This is a genomic window from Microbacterium sp. Root61 (assembly GCF_001427525.1).
GTDB lineage: Bacteria > Actinomycetota > Actinomycetes > Actinomycetales > Microbacteriaceae > Microbacterium.
Window position 1 is genome coordinate 129042 of record NZ_LMGU01000002.1, and the last position, 19309, is coordinate 148350.

General features: G+C 68.8%; 19 protein-coding genes. 8 read left to right on the forward strand and 11 right to left on the reverse strand.

What is annotated here, in order from left to right; all coding sequences use genetic code 11:
- Window positions 1-4 precede the first annotated feature (4 nt).
- The 7 genes from ASD65_RS16890 (at window position 5) to ASD65_RS16920 (ending at window position 8169) form a co-directional block, all read left to right on the forward strand.
- Window positions 5-1114 (forward strand): BMP family lipoprotein, encoded by a 1110-nt coding sequence (locus tag ASD65_RS16890; protein WP_056225412.1) that lies wholly within the window; start codon window positions 5-7, stop codon window positions 1112-1114.
- A gap of 121 nt (window positions 1115-1235) precedes the next feature.
- Window positions 1236-2753: an ABC transporter ATP-binding protein gene (locus ASD65_RS16895; protein WP_056225415.1), complete on the forward strand. Its 1518-nt coding sequence runs from the start codon at window positions 1236-1238 to the stop codon at window positions 2751-2753.
- Window positions 2750-4045: an ABC transporter permease gene (locus ASD65_RS16900; protein ID WP_082561967.1), complete on the forward strand. Its 1296-nt coding sequence runs from the start codon at window positions 2750-2752 to the stop codon at window positions 4043-4045. Before ASD65_RS16895 ends, ASD65_RS16900 begins: the two co-directional genes overlap by 4 nt.
- Window positions 4046-4047: 2 nt before the next feature.
- Window positions 4048-5322 carry an ABC transporter permease gene (locus ASD65_RS16905; protein WP_056225418.1) on the forward strand — a complete coding sequence of 425 codons (1275 nt, stop codon included), beginning with the start codon at window positions 4048-4050 and terminating at the stop codon, window positions 5320-5322.
- Between the two features lie 4 nt (window positions 5323-5326).
- Complete coding sequence (locus ASD65_RS16910) at window positions 5327-5728, forward strand: cytidine deaminase (protein ID WP_056225421.1); 402 nt, start codon at window positions 5327-5329, stop codon at window positions 5726-5728.
- Window positions 5725-7014 carry a thymidine phosphorylase gene (locus tag ASD65_RS16915; protein WP_056225425.1) on the forward strand — a complete coding sequence of 430 codons (1290 nt, stop codon included), beginning with the start codon at window positions 5725-5727 and terminating at the stop codon, window positions 7012-7014. The genes ASD65_RS16910 and ASD65_RS16915 overlap by 4 nt, the downstream gene beginning before the upstream one ends.
- Before the next feature lie 39 nt (window positions 7015-7053).
- Complete coding sequence (locus ASD65_RS16920) at window positions 7054-8169, forward strand: adenosine deaminase (RefSeq protein WP_056225428.1); 1116 nt, start codon at window positions 7054-7056, stop codon at window positions 8167-8169.
- Window positions 8170-8175: 6 nt separating this feature from the next.
- Here the strand turns inward: ASD65_RS16920 and ASD65_RS16925 are convergent, their stop codons facing one another.
- The 5 genes from ASD65_RS16925 to ASD65_RS16945 all read right to left on the reverse strand — a co-directional run bounded on the left by ASD65_RS16925 (window position 8176) and on the right by ASD65_RS16945 (window position 13042).
- Complete coding sequence (locus tag ASD65_RS16925) at window positions 8176-9132, reverse strand: SDR family oxidoreductase (protein WP_056225431.1); 957 nt, start codon at window positions 9130-9132, stop codon at window positions 8176-8178.
- Window positions 9129-10100, reverse strand: coding sequence for a bile acid:sodium symporter family protein (locus ASD65_RS16930; protein ID WP_056225434.1), 972 nt, complete (start codon window positions 10098-10100; stop codon window positions 9129-9131). The genes ASD65_RS16925 and ASD65_RS16930 overlap by 4 nt, the downstream gene beginning before the upstream one ends.
- Window positions 10097-11434 (reverse strand): flavin-containing monooxygenase, encoded by a 1338-nt coding sequence (locus ASD65_RS16935; RefSeq protein WP_056225437.1) that lies wholly within the window; start codon window positions 11432-11434, stop codon window positions 10097-10099. The genes ASD65_RS16930 and ASD65_RS16935 overlap by 4 nt, the downstream gene beginning before the upstream one ends.
- Window positions 11435-11542: 108 nt before the next feature.
- A complete protein-coding gene (locus tag ASD65_RS16940) occupies window positions 11543-12265 on the reverse strand; it encodes a sulfite exporter TauE/SafE family protein (protein WP_056225440.1) in 723 nt (240 codons plus the stop codon).
- Between the two features lie 42 nt (window positions 12266-12307).
- Window positions 12308-13042 (reverse strand): alpha/beta hydrolase, encoded by a 735-nt coding sequence (locus tag ASD65_RS16945; protein WP_056226385.1) that lies wholly within the window; start codon window positions 13040-13042, stop codon window positions 12308-12310.
- 148 nt (window positions 13043-13190) lie between these two features.
- Here ASD65_RS16945 and ASD65_RS16950 point away from each other — a divergent pair, with 148 nt between their 5' ends.
- On the forward strand, window positions 13191-13574 hold the full coding sequence (locus ASD65_RS16950; RefSeq protein ID WP_056225445.1) for a PPOX class F420-dependent oxidoreductase: 384 nt from the start codon (window positions 13191-13193) through the stop codon (window positions 13572-13574).
- Between the two features lie 3 nt (window positions 13575-13577).
- Here ASD65_RS16950 and ASD65_RS16955 read toward each other — a convergent pair whose 3' ends face one another.
- From ASD65_RS16955 to ASD65_RS16980, 6 genes are all read right to left on the reverse strand, one after another.
- Window positions 13578-14732, reverse strand: coding sequence for a mannitol-1-phosphate 5-dehydrogenase (locus tag ASD65_RS16955; RefSeq protein ID WP_056225448.1), 1155 nt, complete (start codon window positions 14730-14732; stop codon window positions 13578-13580).
- Complete coding sequence (locus ASD65_RS19260; protein ID WP_056225450.1) at window positions 14732-15169, reverse strand: PTS sugar transporter subunit IIA; 438 nt, start codon at window positions 15167-15169, stop codon at window positions 14732-14734. The genes ASD65_RS16955 and ASD65_RS19260 overlap by 1 nt, the downstream gene beginning before the upstream one ends.
- A 93-nt stretch (window positions 15170-15262) precedes the next feature.
- Complete coding sequence (locus ASD65_RS16965) at window positions 15263-16822, reverse strand: PTS mannitol transporter subunit IICB (RefSeq protein WP_056225454.1); 1560 nt, start codon at window positions 16820-16822, stop codon at window positions 15263-15265.
- Window positions 16823-16824: 2 nt separating this feature from the next.
- On the reverse strand, window positions 16825-18513 hold the full coding sequence (gene ptsP / locus ASD65_RS16970; RefSeq protein WP_056225455.1) for a phosphoenolpyruvate--protein phosphotransferase: 1689 nt from the start codon (window positions 18511-18513) through the stop codon (window positions 16825-16827).
- A gap of 35 nt (window positions 18514-18548) precedes the next feature.
- Complete coding sequence (locus tag ASD65_RS16975) at window positions 18549-18824, reverse strand: HPr family phosphocarrier protein (RefSeq protein ID WP_056225458.1); 276 nt, start codon at window positions 18822-18824, stop codon at window positions 18549-18551.
- Window positions 18825-18856: 32 nt separating this feature from the next.
- Entirely contained in the window at window positions 18857-19189 is a 333-nt protein-coding gene (locus ASD65_RS16980) for a PTS sugar transporter subunit IIB (protein ID WP_056225461.1), read from the reverse strand.
- Between the last annotated feature and the right edge of the window lie 120 nt (window positions 19190-19309).

A 19309-nucleotide genomic window follows, 5' to 3' on the forward strand; every position in this document is an offset into this window, starting at 1 on the left:
ACAGTTGACCATTTCCACCCGTAAGCGACTTCTGGGCGGCCTCGTCGCCACCAGCGTCGTGGCTCTTCTCGCCGGTTGCGCATCTGCTCCGACCCCCACGTCGACCGAGAGCGGCGCCGCTGGCGGCGCCATCGACGGCTTCAAGCCCTGCATGGTCTCCGACGCGGGCGGGTTCGATGACAAGTCGTTCAACCAGCTCGGCTTCGAGGGCCTGAACGCCGCAGCCGACGCTCTGGGCGTCGAGCCCGTGACGGTCCAGTCCAACTCCGAGTCGGACTTCGCCCCGAACATCACGAGCCTGCTCGACCAGAACTGCACGCTCATCGTGACCGTCGGCTTCGCGCTGGCTTCCGCTGCGGGCGAGGCGGCCATCGCCAACCCCGACGTCGAGTTCGTCTCGATCGACGACGTGGTCGACAACGACTTCGACGGCAAGACCGACGCCGACAACATCAAGCCCATCGTCTTCGACACCTCGCAGGCCGCGTTCCTCGCCGGCTACGCCGCGGCGTCGTTCTCGGAGGCCAAGAAGGTCGGCACCTTCGGCGGGATGAACTTCCCGACCGTCTCGATCTTCATGGACGGCTTCGCGCAGGGCGTGGCGTACTGGAACGAGGTCAAGGGCGACACCGTCCAGGTCCTCGGCTGGGACACCGCCGCGCAGGACGGCGTGTTCACCGGTGGCTTCGACGCCAACCAGGACGCGATCAACGCGGCTCAGGGTCTCGTCGACCAGGGCGTGGACGTGCTGCTGCCCGTCGGCGGCCCGATCTACCAGAGCGCCGCATCGGTCATCCGTGACTCGGGCCGCGAGATCGCCCTCATCGGCGTCGACGCGGACGTGTTCGAGACCGACCCGACCGTCGGCGACCTGCTGCTCACCTCGATCCGCAAGGGCATCGACGTGGGTGTCAACGAGGCTGTGACCGCAGCGGGCATGGGTGAGTTCGACAACACCCCGTTCGTCGGCACGCTCGAGAACGAGGGTGTCGGACTGGCGCCGTTCCACGACTTCGCCGACAAGGTCTCGCCGGACCTGCAGGCTGAGCTGGACGACATCACCGCCGGCATCATCGACGGCTCGATCCCGGTCACGTCCTACCTCAACAAGTAGACGCACCGGAACGTGGGGAGGCTGGGAAACCGGCCTCCCCACTTCTGTCTGCTCTCGACGCCGTCGCGCGCTCGAGAAATCCCTCCACCATCACTCACACCGCTCACTAGGATCGGGGACTATGAAGCTCGAACTTCGGGGCATCACCAAGCGGTTCGGCTCCCTCGTCGCCAACGATCACATCGATCTCGTGGTGCAGCCGGGGGAGATCCACTGTCTTCTGGGTGAGAACGGCGCGGGCAAGTCGACGCTGATGAACGTCCTCTACGGTCTCTACCGCGCCGACGACGGGTTCATCCTCCTCGATGACGAGGTGCAGAACTTCCAGGGCCCGGGCGATGCGATGCACGCCGGCATCGGCATGGTGCATCAGCACTTCATGCTGATCCCCGTCTTCACCGTCGCCGAGAACGTCATGCTGGGCCACGAGGCCACCAAGGGCGGAGGCATCCTCGACGTGGAGGCGGCCCGCGTCCGCGTGCGCGAGATCTCCGCCCGCTTCGGGTTCGATGTCGATCCCGATGCTCTGGTCGAAGACCTCCCCGTCGGCGTCCAGCAGCGTGTCGAGATCATCAAGGCGCTGTCCCGTGACGCGCGCGTGCTCGTCTTCGACGAGCCCACCGCCGTTCTCACGCCGCAGGAGACCGACGAGCTCATGGAGATCATGCGGCAACTGCGCGAAGCCGGCACCGCGATCGTCTTCATCACCCACAAGCTGCGCGAAGTGCGCGAGGTCGCGGACCGGATCACCGTCATCCGTCTGGGCAAGGTCGTCGGCGAGGCATCTCCCGACGCGACGAACGCCGAGCTCGCCGAGCTCATGGTCGGTCGTGCCGTCGAGCTCACCGTGCACAAGGACGCACCGAAGCTCGGCGAACGCGCCCTCATCGTCGAGGGGCTCACGGTCATCGACGCGAAGGACCAGATCGTCGTCAACGACGTCAGCTTCGACGTCCGCGCGGGAGAGATCGTCGCCGTCGCCGGCGTGCAGGGCAACGGCCAGACCGAGCTCACCGAGGCACTTGTCGGGCTCGAGCGCCGGGTCAACGGATCGATCATCCTCAACGGCCAGCAGCTGGTCGGCGCCTCGGTGCGCCGCATCCTGGACGAGGGCGTCGGCTTCATCCCCGAGGACCGTCAGGAAGACGGACTGGTCGGCGGGATGTCGATCGCCGAGAACCTGGTGCTGGACCGCGTCGAAGGACCCCCGTTCGCGCGCGGCGGAGGCCTGCGCCTCGGCTACATCGCCGAGTTCGCCGCCGAGAAGTTCCAGGAGTTCGACGTGCGCGGCCCCGGCATCGAGGCGGCCGTGGGCACACTGTCCGGTGGCAACCAGCAGAAGGTCGTCCTCGCGCGCGAGCTGAGCCGCGAGCTGTCGCTGTTCGTCGCCGCCCAGCCGACCCGCGGGGTCGACGTCGGCTCGATCGAGTTCATCCACAAGCGCATCATCGAGACGCGGGATGCCGGCATCCCCGTCATCGTCGTCTCGACCGAGCTCGACGAGGTCACGGCCCTGGCCGACCGCATCATCGTGATGTACCGCGGCCGCATCGTCGGCATCGTGCCCGGTGACACCCCGCGCGGGGTGCTCGGACTGATGATGGCCGGCGAAGTTCCGGGAGAGGGCGTGGCCGCATGAGCGAGAACCTCACCGGCGGGGCCCACGTGACCCCGCCCGACCCACTGCGACAGCCGCCCGAGCCACCGTCGAAGTGGCACGACACGTTCCTGAAGATCACGCAGGGCAACGCGATCATCTCGGTGCTCGCGGTCTTCCTCGCCCTGGTGGTCGGCGGCATCATGATCGCCTTCACCGACGAAGACGTGCAGGCGGCCTCCGTCTACTTCTTCTCGCGGCCGGCCGACACGCTGATCGCGGTCTGGAACGCCGTCGCCGGCGCGTACTCGGCCCTGTTCCAGGGATCGATCTACAACTTCGGCGCGCCGACGTTCGCCCGCGCCATCCGCCCCCTCACCGAGACGCTGACGTTCGCCACACCGCTGATCGCGGCAGGCCTCGGCGTTGCGCTCGCGTTCCGCATCGGCATGTTCAACATCGGTGGTCGCGGACAGATGCTGATGGCGTCCGCCGCCGCGGGCTGGGTCGCGTTCTCGCTCGATCTGCCGTGGGGCATCCACATGATCGTCGCGCTCATCGCGGGTCTGGCGGCCGGTGCCCTCTGGGCCGGCATCGCGGGCGCACTGAAGGCGTACACCGGTGCGCACGAGGTGATCGTCACGATCATGCTCAACTACATCGCGTTTTATCTGATCTCGTGGATGCTGCGCACCCCGGGCCTGCTGCAGGCTCCCGGGTCGAACAACCCGAAGACGCCGCCAATGAAGGACACCGCGATCTTCCCGGAGCTGTTCGGACCGCAGTACAACCTGCACTTCGGCTTCATCCTCGTGATCCTCGCGACGGTGCTGGTCTGGTGGATCCTCAGCCGCTCGAGCCTGGGCTTCAAGTTCCGCGCTGTCGGGGAGAACCCCAAGGCCGCCCGGGTCGCCGGTATCGACGTGAAGCGCATGTACATCTACGGCATGCTCATCGCGGGCGCCCTGGTGGGTCTGGCCGGCGTGAACCAGGTGCTCGGCACGATCACCACCGGATTCTCGGCCGACATCGACGCCGGGATCGGGTTCGACGCGATCACGGTGGCGCTCCTCGGGCGCTCCACACCGTGGGGCACGTTCGCCGCGGGCATCCTGTTCGGCGCGTTCAAGGCCGGCGGCTTCTCGATGCAGGCGGCCCAGGGCGTGCCGATCGAGATCGTGACCGTGGTGCAGGCGCTCATCGTGCTGTTCATCGCGGCGCCGCCGCTGGTGCGGACGATCTTCGGTCTGCCCTCGCCCGAACGCGATCAGCGACGTCGGGAGAAGGAGCGCCAGAAGGCGCTCAAGGCCGAGGCAGGGGCGGTGGCGAAATGACGATGACCGCAGACGCGCCGCTCCACTCCGGCGCCCCCGAGAAGGCCGCAGTGCGCAGCTGGAAGGCACCGATCACGCTCGCCGTGTTCACGGTGCTGTACGTGCTGCTGATCACCGCGGCGCCCCGCACGGGCGAGACGACCTTCCGTCTGTCCACCGCGGCCGACGCGATTCAGCTGCCCGAGTTCCCGGTGTCGGTGGTGACGACGACCTGGATCGTCGGCATCCTCCTGATCCTGCTCACCGCGCTGTCGACCTGGCTCGTGCAGCGCACCACCCGCACCCCGCTGTGGCTGATCGCCGCGTACATCTTCATCGCCATCGTCGGGTTCCTCACGTGGGCGGCCGCCGGGGCGACAATCCCCGTCGCGGGCCTGCTGGCGGGCGCGGTGGCTCTGGCCATCCCGCTCATCTACGGTGCGCTGGCCGGCGTCATCGGCGAGCGTGCGGGTGTCGTGAACATCGCGATCGAGGGTCAGCTGCTGGCCGGAGCATTCAGCGCGGCGGTGGTCTCCACGATCACCGGCCAGCCGGTGCTGGGCATGCTCGCGGCGATGGTCGCAGGGGTCCTCGTCGCGTTCGTGCTGGCCGCGTTCGCGATCAAGTACCTCGTCGACCAGGTGATCGTCGGTGTCGTGCTCAACGTGCTCGTCGCGGGCCTCACGAGCTTCCTGTACTCGCAGGTGCTGCAGCCCAACCGGGAGCTGCTGAACAACCCGCCGCGGTTCGACCGCATCCCGATCCCGTTCCTGAGCGAGATCCCCGTGATCGGGCCCGTCCTGTTCCGCCAGACGATCATCGTGTACCTGATGTACATCGCGGTCGCGCTGGTGTGGTTCGGAATGTTCCGCACCCGCTGGGGTCTGCGTCTGCGCGCGGTAGGCGAGCACCCGCAGGCCGCGGACACGGTGGGCATCAAGGTCAACCCGACGCGGTTCTGGAACGTGCTGCTCGCGGGCGCCATCGCCGGCCTCGGCGGCACGGTGTTCACGATCGGCAACGGCATCGCGTTCAACAAGGAGATGACAGCGGGTGCGGGATTCATCGCGCTCGCGGCGGTCATCTTCGGCCAGTGGGATCCGATCAAGGCGACGCTCGCGGCGCTGCTGTTCGGGTTCGCCTCCAGCCTGCAGAACACGCTCAGCGTCATCGGCTCCCCGGTGCCCAGCGAGTTCATGCTGATGCTGCCTTACCTCGTGACGATCTTCGTCGTCGCCGGAGTCGTCGGACGCTCGCGGGCGCCTGCCGCTGACGGCCAGCCATACATCAAGGGATGAGCACGTGACCGATATCGACTGGGATGAACTCCGCACCGTCGCGACCGAGGCGATGAAGCGGGCCTATGCGCCGTACTCGCGATATCGGGTCGGTGCGGCCGCGCTGGTCAGCGACGGCCGCATCGTGTCGGGCTGCAACGTCGAGAACGCGTCGTACGGCGTCGGTCTGTGCGCGGAGTGCGCGCTGGTCGGCGACCTGCACATGTCGGGCGGCGGTGAGCTGGTCGCTTTCGTCTGCGTCAACGGCGACGGCCAGACGATCATGCCGTGCGGGCGCTGCCGACAGCTGCTCTACGAATTCGCCCTGCCGGGGATGCTGCTGGAGACAGTGTCGGGCATCCGCACGATCGACGAGGTGCTGCCCGATGCGTTCGGGCCGCGCGATCTCGAGGAGGTCAGCCGATGAGCGTCGAGCCGTTCGACGCGGTCGATGTCATCCGCATCAAGCGCGACGGCGGGGTCGTCCCCGAGGACGCGCTGCGCTGGATGGTCGACGCCTACACGCGCGGCTACGTCGCCGACTCGCAGATGGCGGCCTTCGCGATGGCGGTGCTCCTGAACGGGATGCAGCGCGACGAGATCCGTGTCCTCACCGACGCCATGATCGCCTCGGGGGAGCGGATGAGCTTCGCCGGTCTCGGCAAGCCGACCGTGGACAAGCACTCCACCGGTGGTGTGGGCGACAAGATCACCCTGCCACTGGCGCCGCTCGTGGCGGCATTCGGGGTCGCCGTCCCGCAGCTGTCCGGACGCGGCCTCGGCCACACCGGCGGCACGCTCGACAAGCTCGAGTCGATCCCGGGCTGGCGCGCGGCGCTGTCCAACGACGAGATGCTCGCACAGCTGGGTGGCGTGGGCGCGGTCATCTGCGCCGCCGGCAGCGGTCTCGCCCCGGCCGACAAGAAGCTCTACGCGCTGCGCGATGTCACCGGCACGGTCGAGGCGATCCCGCTGATCGCGTCGAGCATCATGTCCAAGAAGATCGCGGAAGGCACCGACTCGCTCGTGCTGGACGTGAAGTTCGGCTCCGGTGCGTTCATGCGCGACGTCGACAAGGCCCGCGAGCTGGCCCGCACGATGGTGGCGCTCGGCACGGATTCCGGGGTCGCGACGACCGCGCTGCTCACAGACATGAACACCCCGCTCGGACTCGCGATCGGCAACGCCAACGAGGTGCGCGAATCGGTCGAGGTGCTCGCCGGTGGCGGTCCCGCCGACATCGTGGAGCTGACGGTCGCCCTGGCGCGAGAGATGCTGGCGCTGGCCGGACAGCCCGACGCCGATGTCGAAGCCGCGCTGCGCGACGGACGGGCGATGGACGCATGGCGCGCCATGATCATCGCGCAGGACGGGGATCCGGATGCGGCGCTCCCGCAGCCGAAGGAGACGCACACCGTGACGGCATCCGCTTCCGGTGTCGTCACGCGCATGGAGGCGCTGCCGTTCGGAATTGCGGCCTGGCGCCTCGGCGCCGGACGCGCGCGCGCTCAGGACCCCGTCATCGATGCCGCCGGCATCGACCTGCACGTCAAGCCGGGCGATGCGATCACCGCTGGGCAGCCGCTGTTCACCCTGTTGGCCGACGACGCGTCACGGTTCGACCGGGCGCTCGCCGCGGTCGAGGGCGCGTGGGAGATCGGCGCGGATGCCCCGCCCGTGACGCCGCTCGTGCTCGAGCGCGTCACCGCCTGAGCGATACGCTTTCCTTTCACCGATCGAGGAGTCACACCCATGCCCATCGAACAGAATGGCGATGCCGTGATCGACGGCGTCTCGATCCGTCGACTGCCCAAGATCTCGCTGCACGACCACCTCGACGGCGCGCTGCGGCCGCAGACCATCATCGAGCTGGCCGACGAGGTCGGGCTCGAGGTGCCCGAGCATGAGGCCGAGGCGCTGGGCGACTGGTTCGCCGACAAGAGCGACTCCGGGTCGCTGGTGGAGTACCTGAAGACCTTCGACCTGACGACCGGTGTCATGCAGACCCGCGAGGGCCTGACCCGGGTCGCGCGCGAGCTCGTCGAGGATCTCGCCGCCGACGGTGTCATCTACGGCGAGGTGCGCTGGGCGCCCGAGCAGCACCTGGCGCGCGGCCTGTCCCTGGAAGAGGTCGTCGAGGCCGTCCAGGAGGGCATTGAAGAGGGCGAGGACGCCGTCGAGCGGTCCGGTCGCGACATCCGCGTCGGCCAGCTCATCTCCTCGATGCGTCACACCGACCGTTCGCTGGAGATCGCGCAGCTCGCCGTCGCCTTCCGCAACCGCGGCGCGGTCGGTTTCGACATCGCCGGACCCGAGGACGGCTTCCCGCCTTCGCGTCTGCGCCCCGCCTTCGACTACCTGGCATCCGAGTTCTTCCCGACGACCGTCCACGCGGGCGAAGCGGCCGGACTCGACTCGATCCGCTCGGCCCTCATCGACGGACGCGCGCTGCGCCTCGGTCATGGCGTGCGCCTGGCCGAAGACCTCGACGTCGTGTCCCGCGAGGGGGACGAGGTGCTCGTGCACTTCGGCGACCTGGCCCGCTGGGTGCGCGACCGCGAGATCACGCTCGAGCTCTCGCCGTCGTCGAACCTGCAGACCGGTGCGATCGAGCAGTGGGGCACGACCCTCGCCGACCACCCGTTCGATCTGCTCTACCAGCTCGGCTTCTCGGTCACGGTCAACGTCGACAACCGCACCATGAGCCGCACCTCACTGACGCGCGAGCTCGCGCTGCTGGCCGAGACGTTCGAGTACGACCTCGCCGACCTCGAGACGTTCCAGCTGAACGCCGCCGCGGCCGCCTTCCTCCCGGTGGAGGAGCGCGAGGAGCTCATCGAGCTCATCGCCGAGGGCTTCGACGCGTAGTACGGCTCAGCGCCGGGCGACGCCGGGGTGGGTTTCGAGGTACGCCTCGAACGCCTCGGCGCTCGTCTTGGCCGGGGTGAAGCCGAAGTCGCGCTTGAGTGACTCGTTCGAGAGCACGGGGCGATAGCGGAGGAACCCGACCTGCTCGGGTCCGTGCACGGTGAGGCGCAGCATCCGTCCCGCACGCAGGCCGAACCCGAGCAGGCCGGCGGGCAGGGTGAGCAGCGGCTTGCCGAGTCTTGCGGCCAGCTCCTGCACGGTCAGCTTCCCGTCGCCGGCGACGTTGTAGGTGCCGGAGGGGCCGTCGGTGGCGGCGCGGGCCATCGCCGCGGCGACGTCGTCCACCCAGATGAACACGAACGGCGAATCCGACCCGCGGATCGCGAGGATGCGGCTCCCGTTCCACAGCGCGGTGATCTGGTTCGCGACGGTGGGACCGAGGATCGTGCCGATCCGGAACACCACCTGCTCGAGCTCGGGATGCCGCAGCCGATAGTCGGCGAGCATCTCCTCGACGAGGCGCTTGTGCTTCGAGTACGGGAACTCCTCGTTGCCGCGCACCGGGTCGCTCTCGCGCAGCCACTCCGGATTGTCGGGGTGGTAGCCGTACGCCGCGCCGGAGGAGGAGACGACGACGCGTCGCACGCCCGCCGCGACGCAGGCCTCGAGCACGTGGCGGGAGCCGTCGACGTCGACGCGGTACTCGAGGTCGTGGTCACGACCGGGGTTGACGATCGCCGCGAGGTGCACGACGACGTCGATGTCGTGGCGCTCCAGCAGCGGCAGCAACCCGCTCTCGCGCGTGACATCGCACTCGTCGTAGATCACACCGTCGATGGGATGCTCCGGCCGCCGCACGTCGCCCGCCACCACGAGCGCGACATCCGTCCGCGCCACCAGTGCGGACGCGACGTGGGAGCCGAGGAATCCGCTGCCGCCGGTGATCAGGACGCGCGCGCTCACGGGGTCGTCTCGCCCGGCGCAGCGGCGGCCCGCAGCGCGCGACGGGTGGCGTCGCCCTGGGCCGAGCCGGTCCGCTTCTTGGTGTGCCGCGCCCAGAGCGCCGCCAGGATCAGGCCGGCGATGATGTCCCAGATGCCCCACCACCCTGCGACGATCGCCATGCCGCCGAGTCCGCCGAAGAAGGTGAACACGAGGCCCAGCCCGAGCCCGGCGTTGCGGATGCCGACCTCGAACGTCATCGCCTTGCGCTCCCGGGTGCCGAGTCCGCCGATCGCTGCGGTCGACCACCCGATCGCCAGCGCGACCGCGTCGTGGATCGCGACGGCCACCAGGATCACGCCGATGAACGCGACGAAGTAGGTCCAGTTGCCCAGGAGAGCGGCGAGGATGAAGCCGACCAGCGCGATCAGGCTGAACCATTTGACGTACGGCTGGATCTTGGCCGCGACGCGCGGATACCGTGCGCGCACGGCGAGGCCGACGGCGAAGGGGAGGCCGATGATGAGGAAGATCTCCAGCAGCATCTGCCAGCCGTTGAGAGACACCGCGGTCAGCAGCGCGCGGGTGTCGGCGCGCAGGGAGCCCCAGAACGCGATGCTCAGCGGCAGCACGATGATGTAGAGCAGGTTCGACACCGCCGTCATCGACACGGACAGGGCGACGTTGCCGCCGGAGCGATGCGTGAGGACCTGCGAGATGTTGCCGGGAGGGCAGCAGGCGACCAGCAGCATGCCGAGCGCCATCGACGGGGTGACCGGCAGGATCAGGGTCAGGCAGAACGTGATGCCGGGCAGCACCAGCAGCTGCGCGAGGATCGCGATCACGAGCGGCTTGGGCTTGCGGGCCACGACCTTGAAGTCGTCGACCGACGTGTCCAGTGCGATGCCGAGCATGATGAGCCCCAGCACGATGTTCAGGATGACGAGTGTGCCCGGGGTGAAGTTCAAGACGACGTCGTCGATGTTCACGCGCTGGCCTTTGCGGGGGAGGAGGTGCGGGATGCGGCATCCGAATCCTCGCGGAGCGAGTGCGCCGCCGCGCGGACCGCGCGACGGTAGGCGTCCTTGTTGACGTAGTACGACATGCGTTCGAGCCCGAGGTACTTGTACCCGCCGGTGAGGTCCGGCCACGGGCCGGCCGCGACCCGGCCGCGGAACGCCGACGCCCGCGCCGGGCGCTGCGCGACGGCGGTCAGATATTCGGCGATGAGTTCGGCCTGCTCGTAGCGCCCCTGCCAGCCGATACCGGAGGCCTCGATCATGCCCATCACGTAGAGCCCGTTGAACGACGGCGGGAAGACGTTGAGGAACAGCTTCGGCGACATGCCCGTCCAGTGCAGGTGCTCCCGCGCGACGAACGGATAGTCGAGCTTGTAGCCGGTGGCGAGCAGCACCAGGTCGTACTCGTCGCTCGTGCCGTCGACGAAGAGGACGGTCTGCCCGTCGAAGCGGTCGATGTCGGGCTGCACTCGCAGGTCGCCCTGACCGAGGTGGTTCAGGATCAGCGTGTTGACGATGGGGTGCGATTCGTAGATCTTGTAGTCCGGCTTCGGGAAGCCGAACCGCACGGGGTCTCCGGTGAACGCCTGGAGCACGCGCTTGTCGACGAACTGCTTGATCGGCGCGGGCAGGGGCTTGCCCTGGTTGAGCGTGTCGCTCGGCTTGCCGAACAGGTACCGCGGGACGAAGTAGTAGCCGCGCCGCACACTCATGTCGACGGATGCCGCGTGGTGCACGGCGTCGACCGCGATGTCGCAGCCGGAGTTGCCGGCGCCGATGATGAGGACGCGTTTGCCGGTCAGCTGCGACGCGCTCTTGTAGGCGCTCGTGTGCAGGATCTCGCCGGTGAACTCGCCGCGGAAGTCGGGGACGTTCGGCTCGGCGAGCGTGCCGTTGGCCAGGATCACGCCGTCGTAGCGCTGCTCGGTCGTGCCGTCGGGGCCTTCGGCCCGCAGCATCCATCCGCCGTCCCCGGTCGGCTCGAGCGAGGTGACCGCGGTGTCGAACCGGTAGTGCTCACGCAGTCCGAATCGATCGGAGAAGTCGCGGAAGTACTGCATCAGCGTGCGGTGACCGGGGTAGTCCGCCGTCGTGTCCATCGGGAACTCGGAGAACTGCGTCGTGGTGCGCGAGGAGATCAGGTGCGCCGATTCGTACATCGTCGAGCGCGGGTTCTCGATGTCCCACAGGCCGCCGACGTCGCTGGACGCCTCGAACCCGTCGAAGGCGATCCCGGCCTTCTTCAGCGCCCGCGCGGCGGACAGCCCCGATGGGCCGGCTCCGATGATGGCGTAGCTGCGCACAGCATTCCCCTTCCTGCACGTCTTCGTGTCAGGTCTCCCAGATGACTTCTTGATGTTAGTCGGTCGTAACTGAAAATGCCGTCCTCCTGTGGAGGAGAGGGACGTGCCTCAGCCCAAGAGTGCCAGGATGCCCCGCACGAGCACCACTGTCGCCCCGGCCCATGCCACCGAGAGCATGCCGATGCGTGCGGCCCGCGCAGGGACGAACCGGGCCAACCAGGTGCCGAGGGCGATGCCGGCGACGGTCGCGAGGGCCGCGAGCCCCATGTCACCCGAAGGCGATGTGGGGAGCCCGCGCAGCACCACCGAGATGAGGCTGAACGCCGCGAAGATCACCTGCACGCTCGCCACGAATCGGGGCTGCGGCCAGCGATCGCCGACGGCATATGCGGCCAGGGGAGGGCCGGACAACCCGCTCGTGACGTGCATGAACCCGCTTGCGGCACCGGCACCCACCGCGCCGATCGGACCGGTGAGCATGCCGGACAGCGCGGGGATCCACCCGGCGACGAGCGCGAAGTAGGCCATCGCCGCGACCAGGATCATGAGCGCGGGGTCCGGGAGCATCCGCACCAGCAGCGCACCGAACGGCGCCGCGATCAGTCCCGGCCAGATGAGTCGCCAGGCCCGCCGCCACTCGATCTGGCGCCACACGAACGGCAGGGCCGACAGGGAGGCGACCAGCGCGAGCAGCACGCCGATCGTCACGCCCTCGACCGGGCCGTACAGCAGCACGATCGGCCCGATCAGCACGAGGACGAAGCCGAGCCCCGTGATCCGCTGGATCACCGCGGCGATGAGGGCGGCGAGGCAGGCGAGAGCAAGGGTCACGGGCAACCATCGTAGGCGGCCCGGGTGACCTGTTCAGGACGATCAGGGAGCGACGGAGGCCGCGGCTGCGCCGACGAGTTCTGTCAGGCGCGCGATCATGTCGGGGTCCGAGATGCTCGGCGTGCCGTCGCCGGGCTGCAGGCCGTAGTCGCCGAACGAGGAATGCGCCGCTCCGGCGATCTGGACCATCTCGGCGTCAGCGGGGAGCAGGGGACGGGCGGCATCGATCTTCGCCGGTGTGGAGAGACCGTCCTCGCTCCCGGAGATGCTGGAGACCGTCAGGTCGGAGGCGGACAGATCGTTCGCGCAGTAGCTGGCGAACAGCACCAAGCCGTCGGCATCGGGTGCGAGCTGACACGCCTTCACGCCGCCGAGCGAGTGCCCGCCCACCAGCCACGTGTCGATCCCCGGAACCTCGTCGGTGAAGGCGGAGAGCGGTCGGAGGTCGAAGAACGCGAGGTTGAGGGTGGGGCGCGTGATCACGACGGTGACGCCCTCTTCGGCGACGAGACCGGAGAGCTTGGACGCGTAGGCGAGCGGATCGACCTTCGCTCCGGGGATGAACACGAGTCCCACCGTCGAGGCGCCGTCGGCGGGAGACATGACGATCGAGTCCCCGGTGTCATCTAGCACGATCGCGGGATCATCCCGGACGGCCTGCAGTGGACCGGGTTCGGCCCCCATGACGCCGATGTTCGCGTAGAGGAGGAGCGCGACGACGGCGAGGACGATCAGCGCGCCGAGGGTTGCGCCGATCCAGATCAGCACGCGCTTCATACGCGATCGCCGCTTCGGGGGAGTGGATGCCGCGGCCTCCGGCTCGTCCGCAGCGGAGGGGGTCTCGGGTGTGGGGTCGGTCACGTCCCGAGCGTACTCGCCGGCGCTCGGGCGCCGCAGTCCGTGTCCCGCAGTCGAGAATGGAGGCATGCTTCCTGCCCTGAGTGACATCGCCGAGCGCGAGTACGTGCTGCTGACGACCTTTCGCCGAACCGGCGTACCCGTGGCGACCCCGGTGTGGATCGTCCGCGATGGAGAGCACCTCCTCATCACGACGGGTGCCGATTCCGGCAAGGTGAAGCGCCTGCGTCACACCGCGCGCATCACGCTCGCTCCCTGCGACGCACGAGGACGGGTCACCGAAGATATCGAGCCGGTTGCGGCGATCGCGATCGTCGATGCCAGTGGCCCCACCATGGAACGCGTGGATCGCGCACTCGCCGGCAAATACGGCCTCAAGCACAAGATGATCCGCGCCTCGCAGAGGCTGAAGCGGACGACGTCGGGCTCCGTGGCCCTCGTCGTGACCTGAGAGTCAGCGCGCGAGTTCCGCCTGACGCTCGGCGACGACCGCCTGCACCTTCGAGAACAGCGGATGCCCCGGCTCGAGCCCGGTGACGGCGGCCGTGAAGGTCGCGGCATCCTGTTCCCGCAGCATCCGCTGCATGTCGACCGACTGCGGATCCTCGGCGTCGTCGAATGCGAGGGCCGCGCCCATGGCCGCGACGAGCGCCGTCGTGGACAGGCCGCGCTCGGCGGCCTCGGACGCGGGCCCCACGAACCGTTCGTGCAGCGACAGCTTGCGCAGCGGCTGGCGGCCGACCCGCCAGACGGTGTCGGGCAGTGCCGGGTTGCGGAAGCGCCGCAGGATCGTCGCACGGTAGGCGGCGAGGTCGTCGGGATCGAGGTCGTGCTTGGCGGTCAGCAACGCCGAGGTCTCCTCGAGCGTCGCGGCGACGCGCGCCGCGATGGCATCGTCGGCCAGCGCATCGGAGATCTTCTCCGCACCCGCCTGCGCGCCGAAGTACGCCGTGGTCGCGTGCCCGGTGTTCACCGTGAACAGCTTGCGCTCGATGTACGGCGCGAGGTCGTCGACGAAGTGCGCGCCGGGGATCTTCGGCGGGTCATCGCCGAACGGGGTGCGCTCGATCGCCCACTCGAAGAACGGCTCGACCGTCACATCCACGCCTTCGCCGGCGGGCTGGGCGGGCACGATGCGGTCCACGGCGGTGTTGGCGAACACAGCGCGACCGGCGATGGCATCCCACGCATCGCCGGCGAGGGACTTGATCTCGTCGCGCAGCAGGTCGGTGGCGTTGATCGCGTTCTCGCACGCCATGATCTGCAGCGGCGGAGAGGAGGGATCCCGCAGCGCGAGCCCCGACAGGACATGCGGTGCGACGAACTTCAGGATCGTCGGCCCCACGGCCGTGGTCAGAACGTTCGCTCCGGCGATCTCCTCGATGACTTCGTCGGGATGCGTGGCGCTGTTGATCGCGCGGAAGCCGGTCACGACCTTGTCGTGCCCGCCCTCGCCGACCTCGTGCACGGTGTACTGCGAGACCGCGTTGATCGCATCGACGAGCGGGGCCGCGACATCCGAGAAGACGAGTTCGTATCCGCCCTCGTGCAGCAGCAGGCCGACGAACCCGCGTCCGATGTTGCCGGCCCCGAAGTGGACGGCCTTCATCACACGCCCGCGGCCGAGACGAGTGCGAACAGCTCTTCCGGCGTCGACGCCTTCTTCAGCTTCTCCACCTCGTCGTCATCGGAGAACAGGATCGCGATCTGCGACAGGATCTCGAGGTGCTCATCGCCCTTGCCCGCGATTCCCACAACGAACGTCACGGGCTCGCCGCCCCAATCCACGCCACCGTCGTAGCGGACGACCGACAGGGCGGAATCGAGGATCGCGGCCTTCGTCTCATTCGTGCCGTGCGGGATCGCCAGCTCGTTGCCCATGTATGTCGAGACGGTCTCCTCGCGCTGCTGCATCGCGTCGAAGTAGGCGCTGGTGACGGCGCCGGCGGACTCGAGGATGTCGGCGGCTTCCTTCATCGCCTCTTCGCGCGTCGCTCCACCCGAGTGGATGCGGACCTGACCGACGCTCAGAACGTCACGTGTCATTTTTCGGCCTTTCTGTCGGATGCCACGGCATCACGGGATGCGGACTGCGGGGTCGGGGGCATCACGCCGCCCGACCCCGCAGCGGTTCAGCGCTTACGCACCATCCTTGTGCTGCTCGCGCACCAGGTCTACGACTTCCTCGTACTTGGGCGAGTTCATGAAGTTGTCGACCGAGACGTGCACCGCGTTCGGCGCCTGCTGCCGCGCACGGTCGGTGAGCTGGTTCTGCGTGATGATCAGGTCGGCCGATGCATCGAGATTGGCGATCGCCTTGTTGACGACCGTGACCCCCTCGATGCCCGCCTTCTTGATCTTGTTGCGCAGCACGCTCGCGCCCATTGCGGAGGAGCCCATGCCGGCGTCGCATGCGAACACGATGTTGTTGATCTCGCGTTCGGTCATGACGGCAGGCTCGATGCCGCCGCCCGGCGCCGTCGCCGCACCCGCGCGCAGGCCGCCGAGTGCGTCGGAGGACTTGCCCTTCGCCGCTTCGGTCTGCGTGATCGCCGCGCCGAACGCGTCGTCGGTGGCCGCCATCGCCGCCAGGTCCCGCTTGCGCGAGGCGCGCAGGATGATCGCCGAGATCAAGAAGGTCACGGCGGCGGAGAGGATCACGGACAGGATGACGGCGAAGTACTTCCCTGTCGCTGTCTGGGCCAGGACGGCGATGATGCTGCCCGGGGCAGCCGGTGCTCTCAGCGCACCACCGAGGAGCATGTTCGTCGTGACGCCCGTCATGCCACCGCCGATGAGGGCGAGGATCAGGATCGGCTTCATCAGCGCGTACGGGAAGTACACCTCGTGGATACCGCCGACGAACTGGATGAGCGCCGCACCGGGGGCAGAGGCGCGCGCCGCACCGATGCCGAAGAAGGTGAACGCCAGCAGGAGGCCCAGACCGGGGCCGGGGTTGGCCTCGAGCAGGAACAGGATCGAGGATCCCTCCTCCGCCGACTGCTGGATGCCCAGCGGTGTCAGCACGCCGTGGTTGATCGCGTTGTTGAGGAAGAGGACCTTCGCCGGCTCGATCAGGATGCTGGTGAGCGGCAGCAGGTTCATCTCCACCAGCCAGTTCACCGCATTGCTGAGGATCTGCATCAGGCCGTTGACGAGCCACGCGATCGGGTAGAACCCGACGACGGCCATGACGAAGCCCCAGATCCCGGCGGAGAACATGTTCACGAGCATCTCGAAGCCGGCCCGGATCTTGCCTTCCCACAGGCTGTCGAGCCACTTCATCGTGTACGCGGCCAGCGGCGCCATGATCATCGCACCGATGAACATGTGCACCTGGCCGAGCTGGTTGTCGGCCGGCAGCGTCGCGTTGATGTTTGCGATCAGCAGGTCGGACCCGGCGATCGCGCCCATGGTGGCGATCGAGGCGACCACACCGCCGCGGATGCCGTAGACGATGTTGCCGCCCGTGTAGGCGATGATGATCGGCAGCAGATAGTGGATGAACGGACCCACGATCGTCGCCAGGTCGGCATTCGGGGTGAAGCCGACGCCGATGAAGAAGGCCGTGAAGATTCCCCACGCGATCAGGGCTGGGATGTTCGGCATGATCATGCCGGACAGGAACGTGCCGAAGCGCTGTACTCCGACCCGTGTCTTGCTTCCGCCGGTCGTGGCGGGGACTGACGACGTTGTCATGGCTACATCTCCTTCTCTAGGGCGGCGGCGGCCTGTCGTGCCGCGTCGCGGGCCGAGGATGCGTCATCCGCGGCGAGTGCGGCGCCGGCGATCTGCCGGGCGTCGTCGACCGTGTAGTGCAGAAGGCTCGCGCGGACGTCGGCGAGAGCCGTAGGGGCCATGGAGAGGCTCGTCGCGCCCAGACCGACGAGCACGACGGCGAGCAGCGGGTCCGCGGCGGCCTCGCCGCAGATCCCGACGGGCTTGCCGTGCAGACGGCCGGCATCGCCGACCTCGCGGATGAGGCGCAGCACGGCTGGATGCCACGGGTCCTGGAACGCGGCCACCGAGCCGAGCAGGCGGTCGGCGGCGAGCGTGTACTGCGTCAGGTCGTTGGTGCCGATCGACGCGAAGTCGGCGTGCGCGAGCACCCGGTCGGCCAGCAGCGCCGAGGACGGCACCTCGACCATCACCCCGGCGGTGCGGATGCCGTAGTCGCGGGCGATCGCGGTGAAGTACTCGGTCTCCTCGACGGTCGCGACCATCGGCGCCATGACCCACAGGTCCGCGCCGCCGCCGGGCATGCTGCGCGCCTCGGCATCCGCGGCGGCCAGGGCCGTGAGCTGTTCGCGCAGGATGTCCTCGCTCGCCCGCAGCGCCCGCAGTCCCCGCAGCCCGAGTGCGGGGTTCTCCTCGTGCGCGTCGTTGAGGAACGGGAGCGGCTTGTCGGCGCCGGCATCCAGCACCCGGACGACGACCTTCTTGCCCGGGAAAGCCGCGAGGAGCTTCGTGTACGACCCGCGCTGCTGCTCGATGGTCGGGGCGTTGCTCGAGGAGAGGAACAGGAACTCGGTGCGGAACAGCCCGACGCCCTCGGCGCCGAGGGCGACCGCCTCGGCGGCGCCGTCGGGGCTTCCGAGGTTGACCAGCAGGGGCACCGGAGTGCCGTCCGCGAGTGCGCCCGGGGTGATCGGCGCGGTCGCCGCCGAGGCCCGTGCCTGAGCCCGGTTCTGCGCGCGGTCCAGCTCGTCGGCCGAGGGCTGCCGCGTGACGACTCCGCCGGCGGCATCCACGATCACGGTCTCGCCCTCGGTGAGGTCCGCGGCTGCGGCCACTCCGACGATCGCGACGATCGACTTCTCGCGGGCCAGGATCGCCGTGTGCGAGGTGGGGCCGCCCTCGGTCGTGATGAGCGCGAGCACCTTGGTCAGATCCAGCAGCGCGGTGTCTGCGGGAGCGAGGTCCTTCGCGACGAGCACGAACGGATGCCCCGGGTCGGGCACGCCCGGAGCCGGCACCCCTCGCAGCCGGGCGATGACCCGCTGCGCCACGTCGTCGAGGTCGGCGGCGCGCTCGCCGAGGTAGCCGCCCATGGCGGTGAGGGTCTCGCGGAACGAGGCGAACGCATCGAACACGGCCCATTCGGCCGTGTGACCCTCGGCCAGCCGTGCGCCGACCTCCTCCTCGAGGCTGGGATCCTCCGCCATCATCGCCTGCGCTTCGAGCACGTCCTGCGCCGCGCCCCCGGCCAGCGCCCCTCGAGCCTCCAGCTCGCGGGCCACGACGGCCACGGCATCCTTCACGCGTGCGGCCTCGTCCTCCTTGCTCCGCTCGCTGGGCGCATCGCTCGGGGCGGGCAGCGGCTCGGCCATCCGCGCCACCGGCCCCTGTGCGACGCCCAGGCCGATCCCCACTCCGCGCAGCTCACTCATGGTCGCTCCTCAGATCCGTCTCACTCGGCATGGCGTCAGGCCGCATCATGGTCGGTGGTCAGCAGTTCGCTCAGGGTGTCGAGCACGGCTTCGGCGCCGTCGCCGTCGGCGACCAGCGTGACGTAGTCGCCCTGCTCGATGCCGAGTGCGATCACGCCGAGGATGCTGGCCGCGTTCACGGGCTTCCCGGCGTCCTTGGCAAGGGTGACCGGGATGCCGGACTCCTTGGCCGCCTGCGCGAACATCTTCGCCGGGCGGGCGTGCAGTCCGTGCGCCGAGCCGATGCGCACCGTGCGGGTGAGCTGAGCCATGTCGATTCCTCTCGTTGGTTGGTCGTGGGCGCTCAGGCGCCGGGGTCGTCGTGGGTTTCGCTCTCGAGCACGGCGGCGCGCACCAGGGCCAGCGTGCGGGTTCCGTCCAGATCGGTGAAGATGTCCGGCGGCAGCAGCACGACCGTCGTGCCGCGCTCCGCGGCATCCTGTGCGATCCGCTCCAGCGCGTGCGCCAGGTGCGGACCGACCAGGACGACATCCGCGCCGTCCAGATCGATCGGAAGCGACCTCTCGGTGCCTGCGAACGCCGAGTAGGCGAACCCCTGGTCGTGGGCGGCATGCCGCACACGCTGGGCAACGAAGGTGCTGGACGCACCGGCACCGCACACCACAAGGATCCGCATTGACCCGCCTCCTGTGCCCATTCTTGTGAATTCCCTGGGAGCGGACAACCAGGTCTGTTTCCGCCCCTGCGGAAGGCGGTCGCTCGCTCCCGGCCGCCGGACGGATCGGCGTGGTTGACT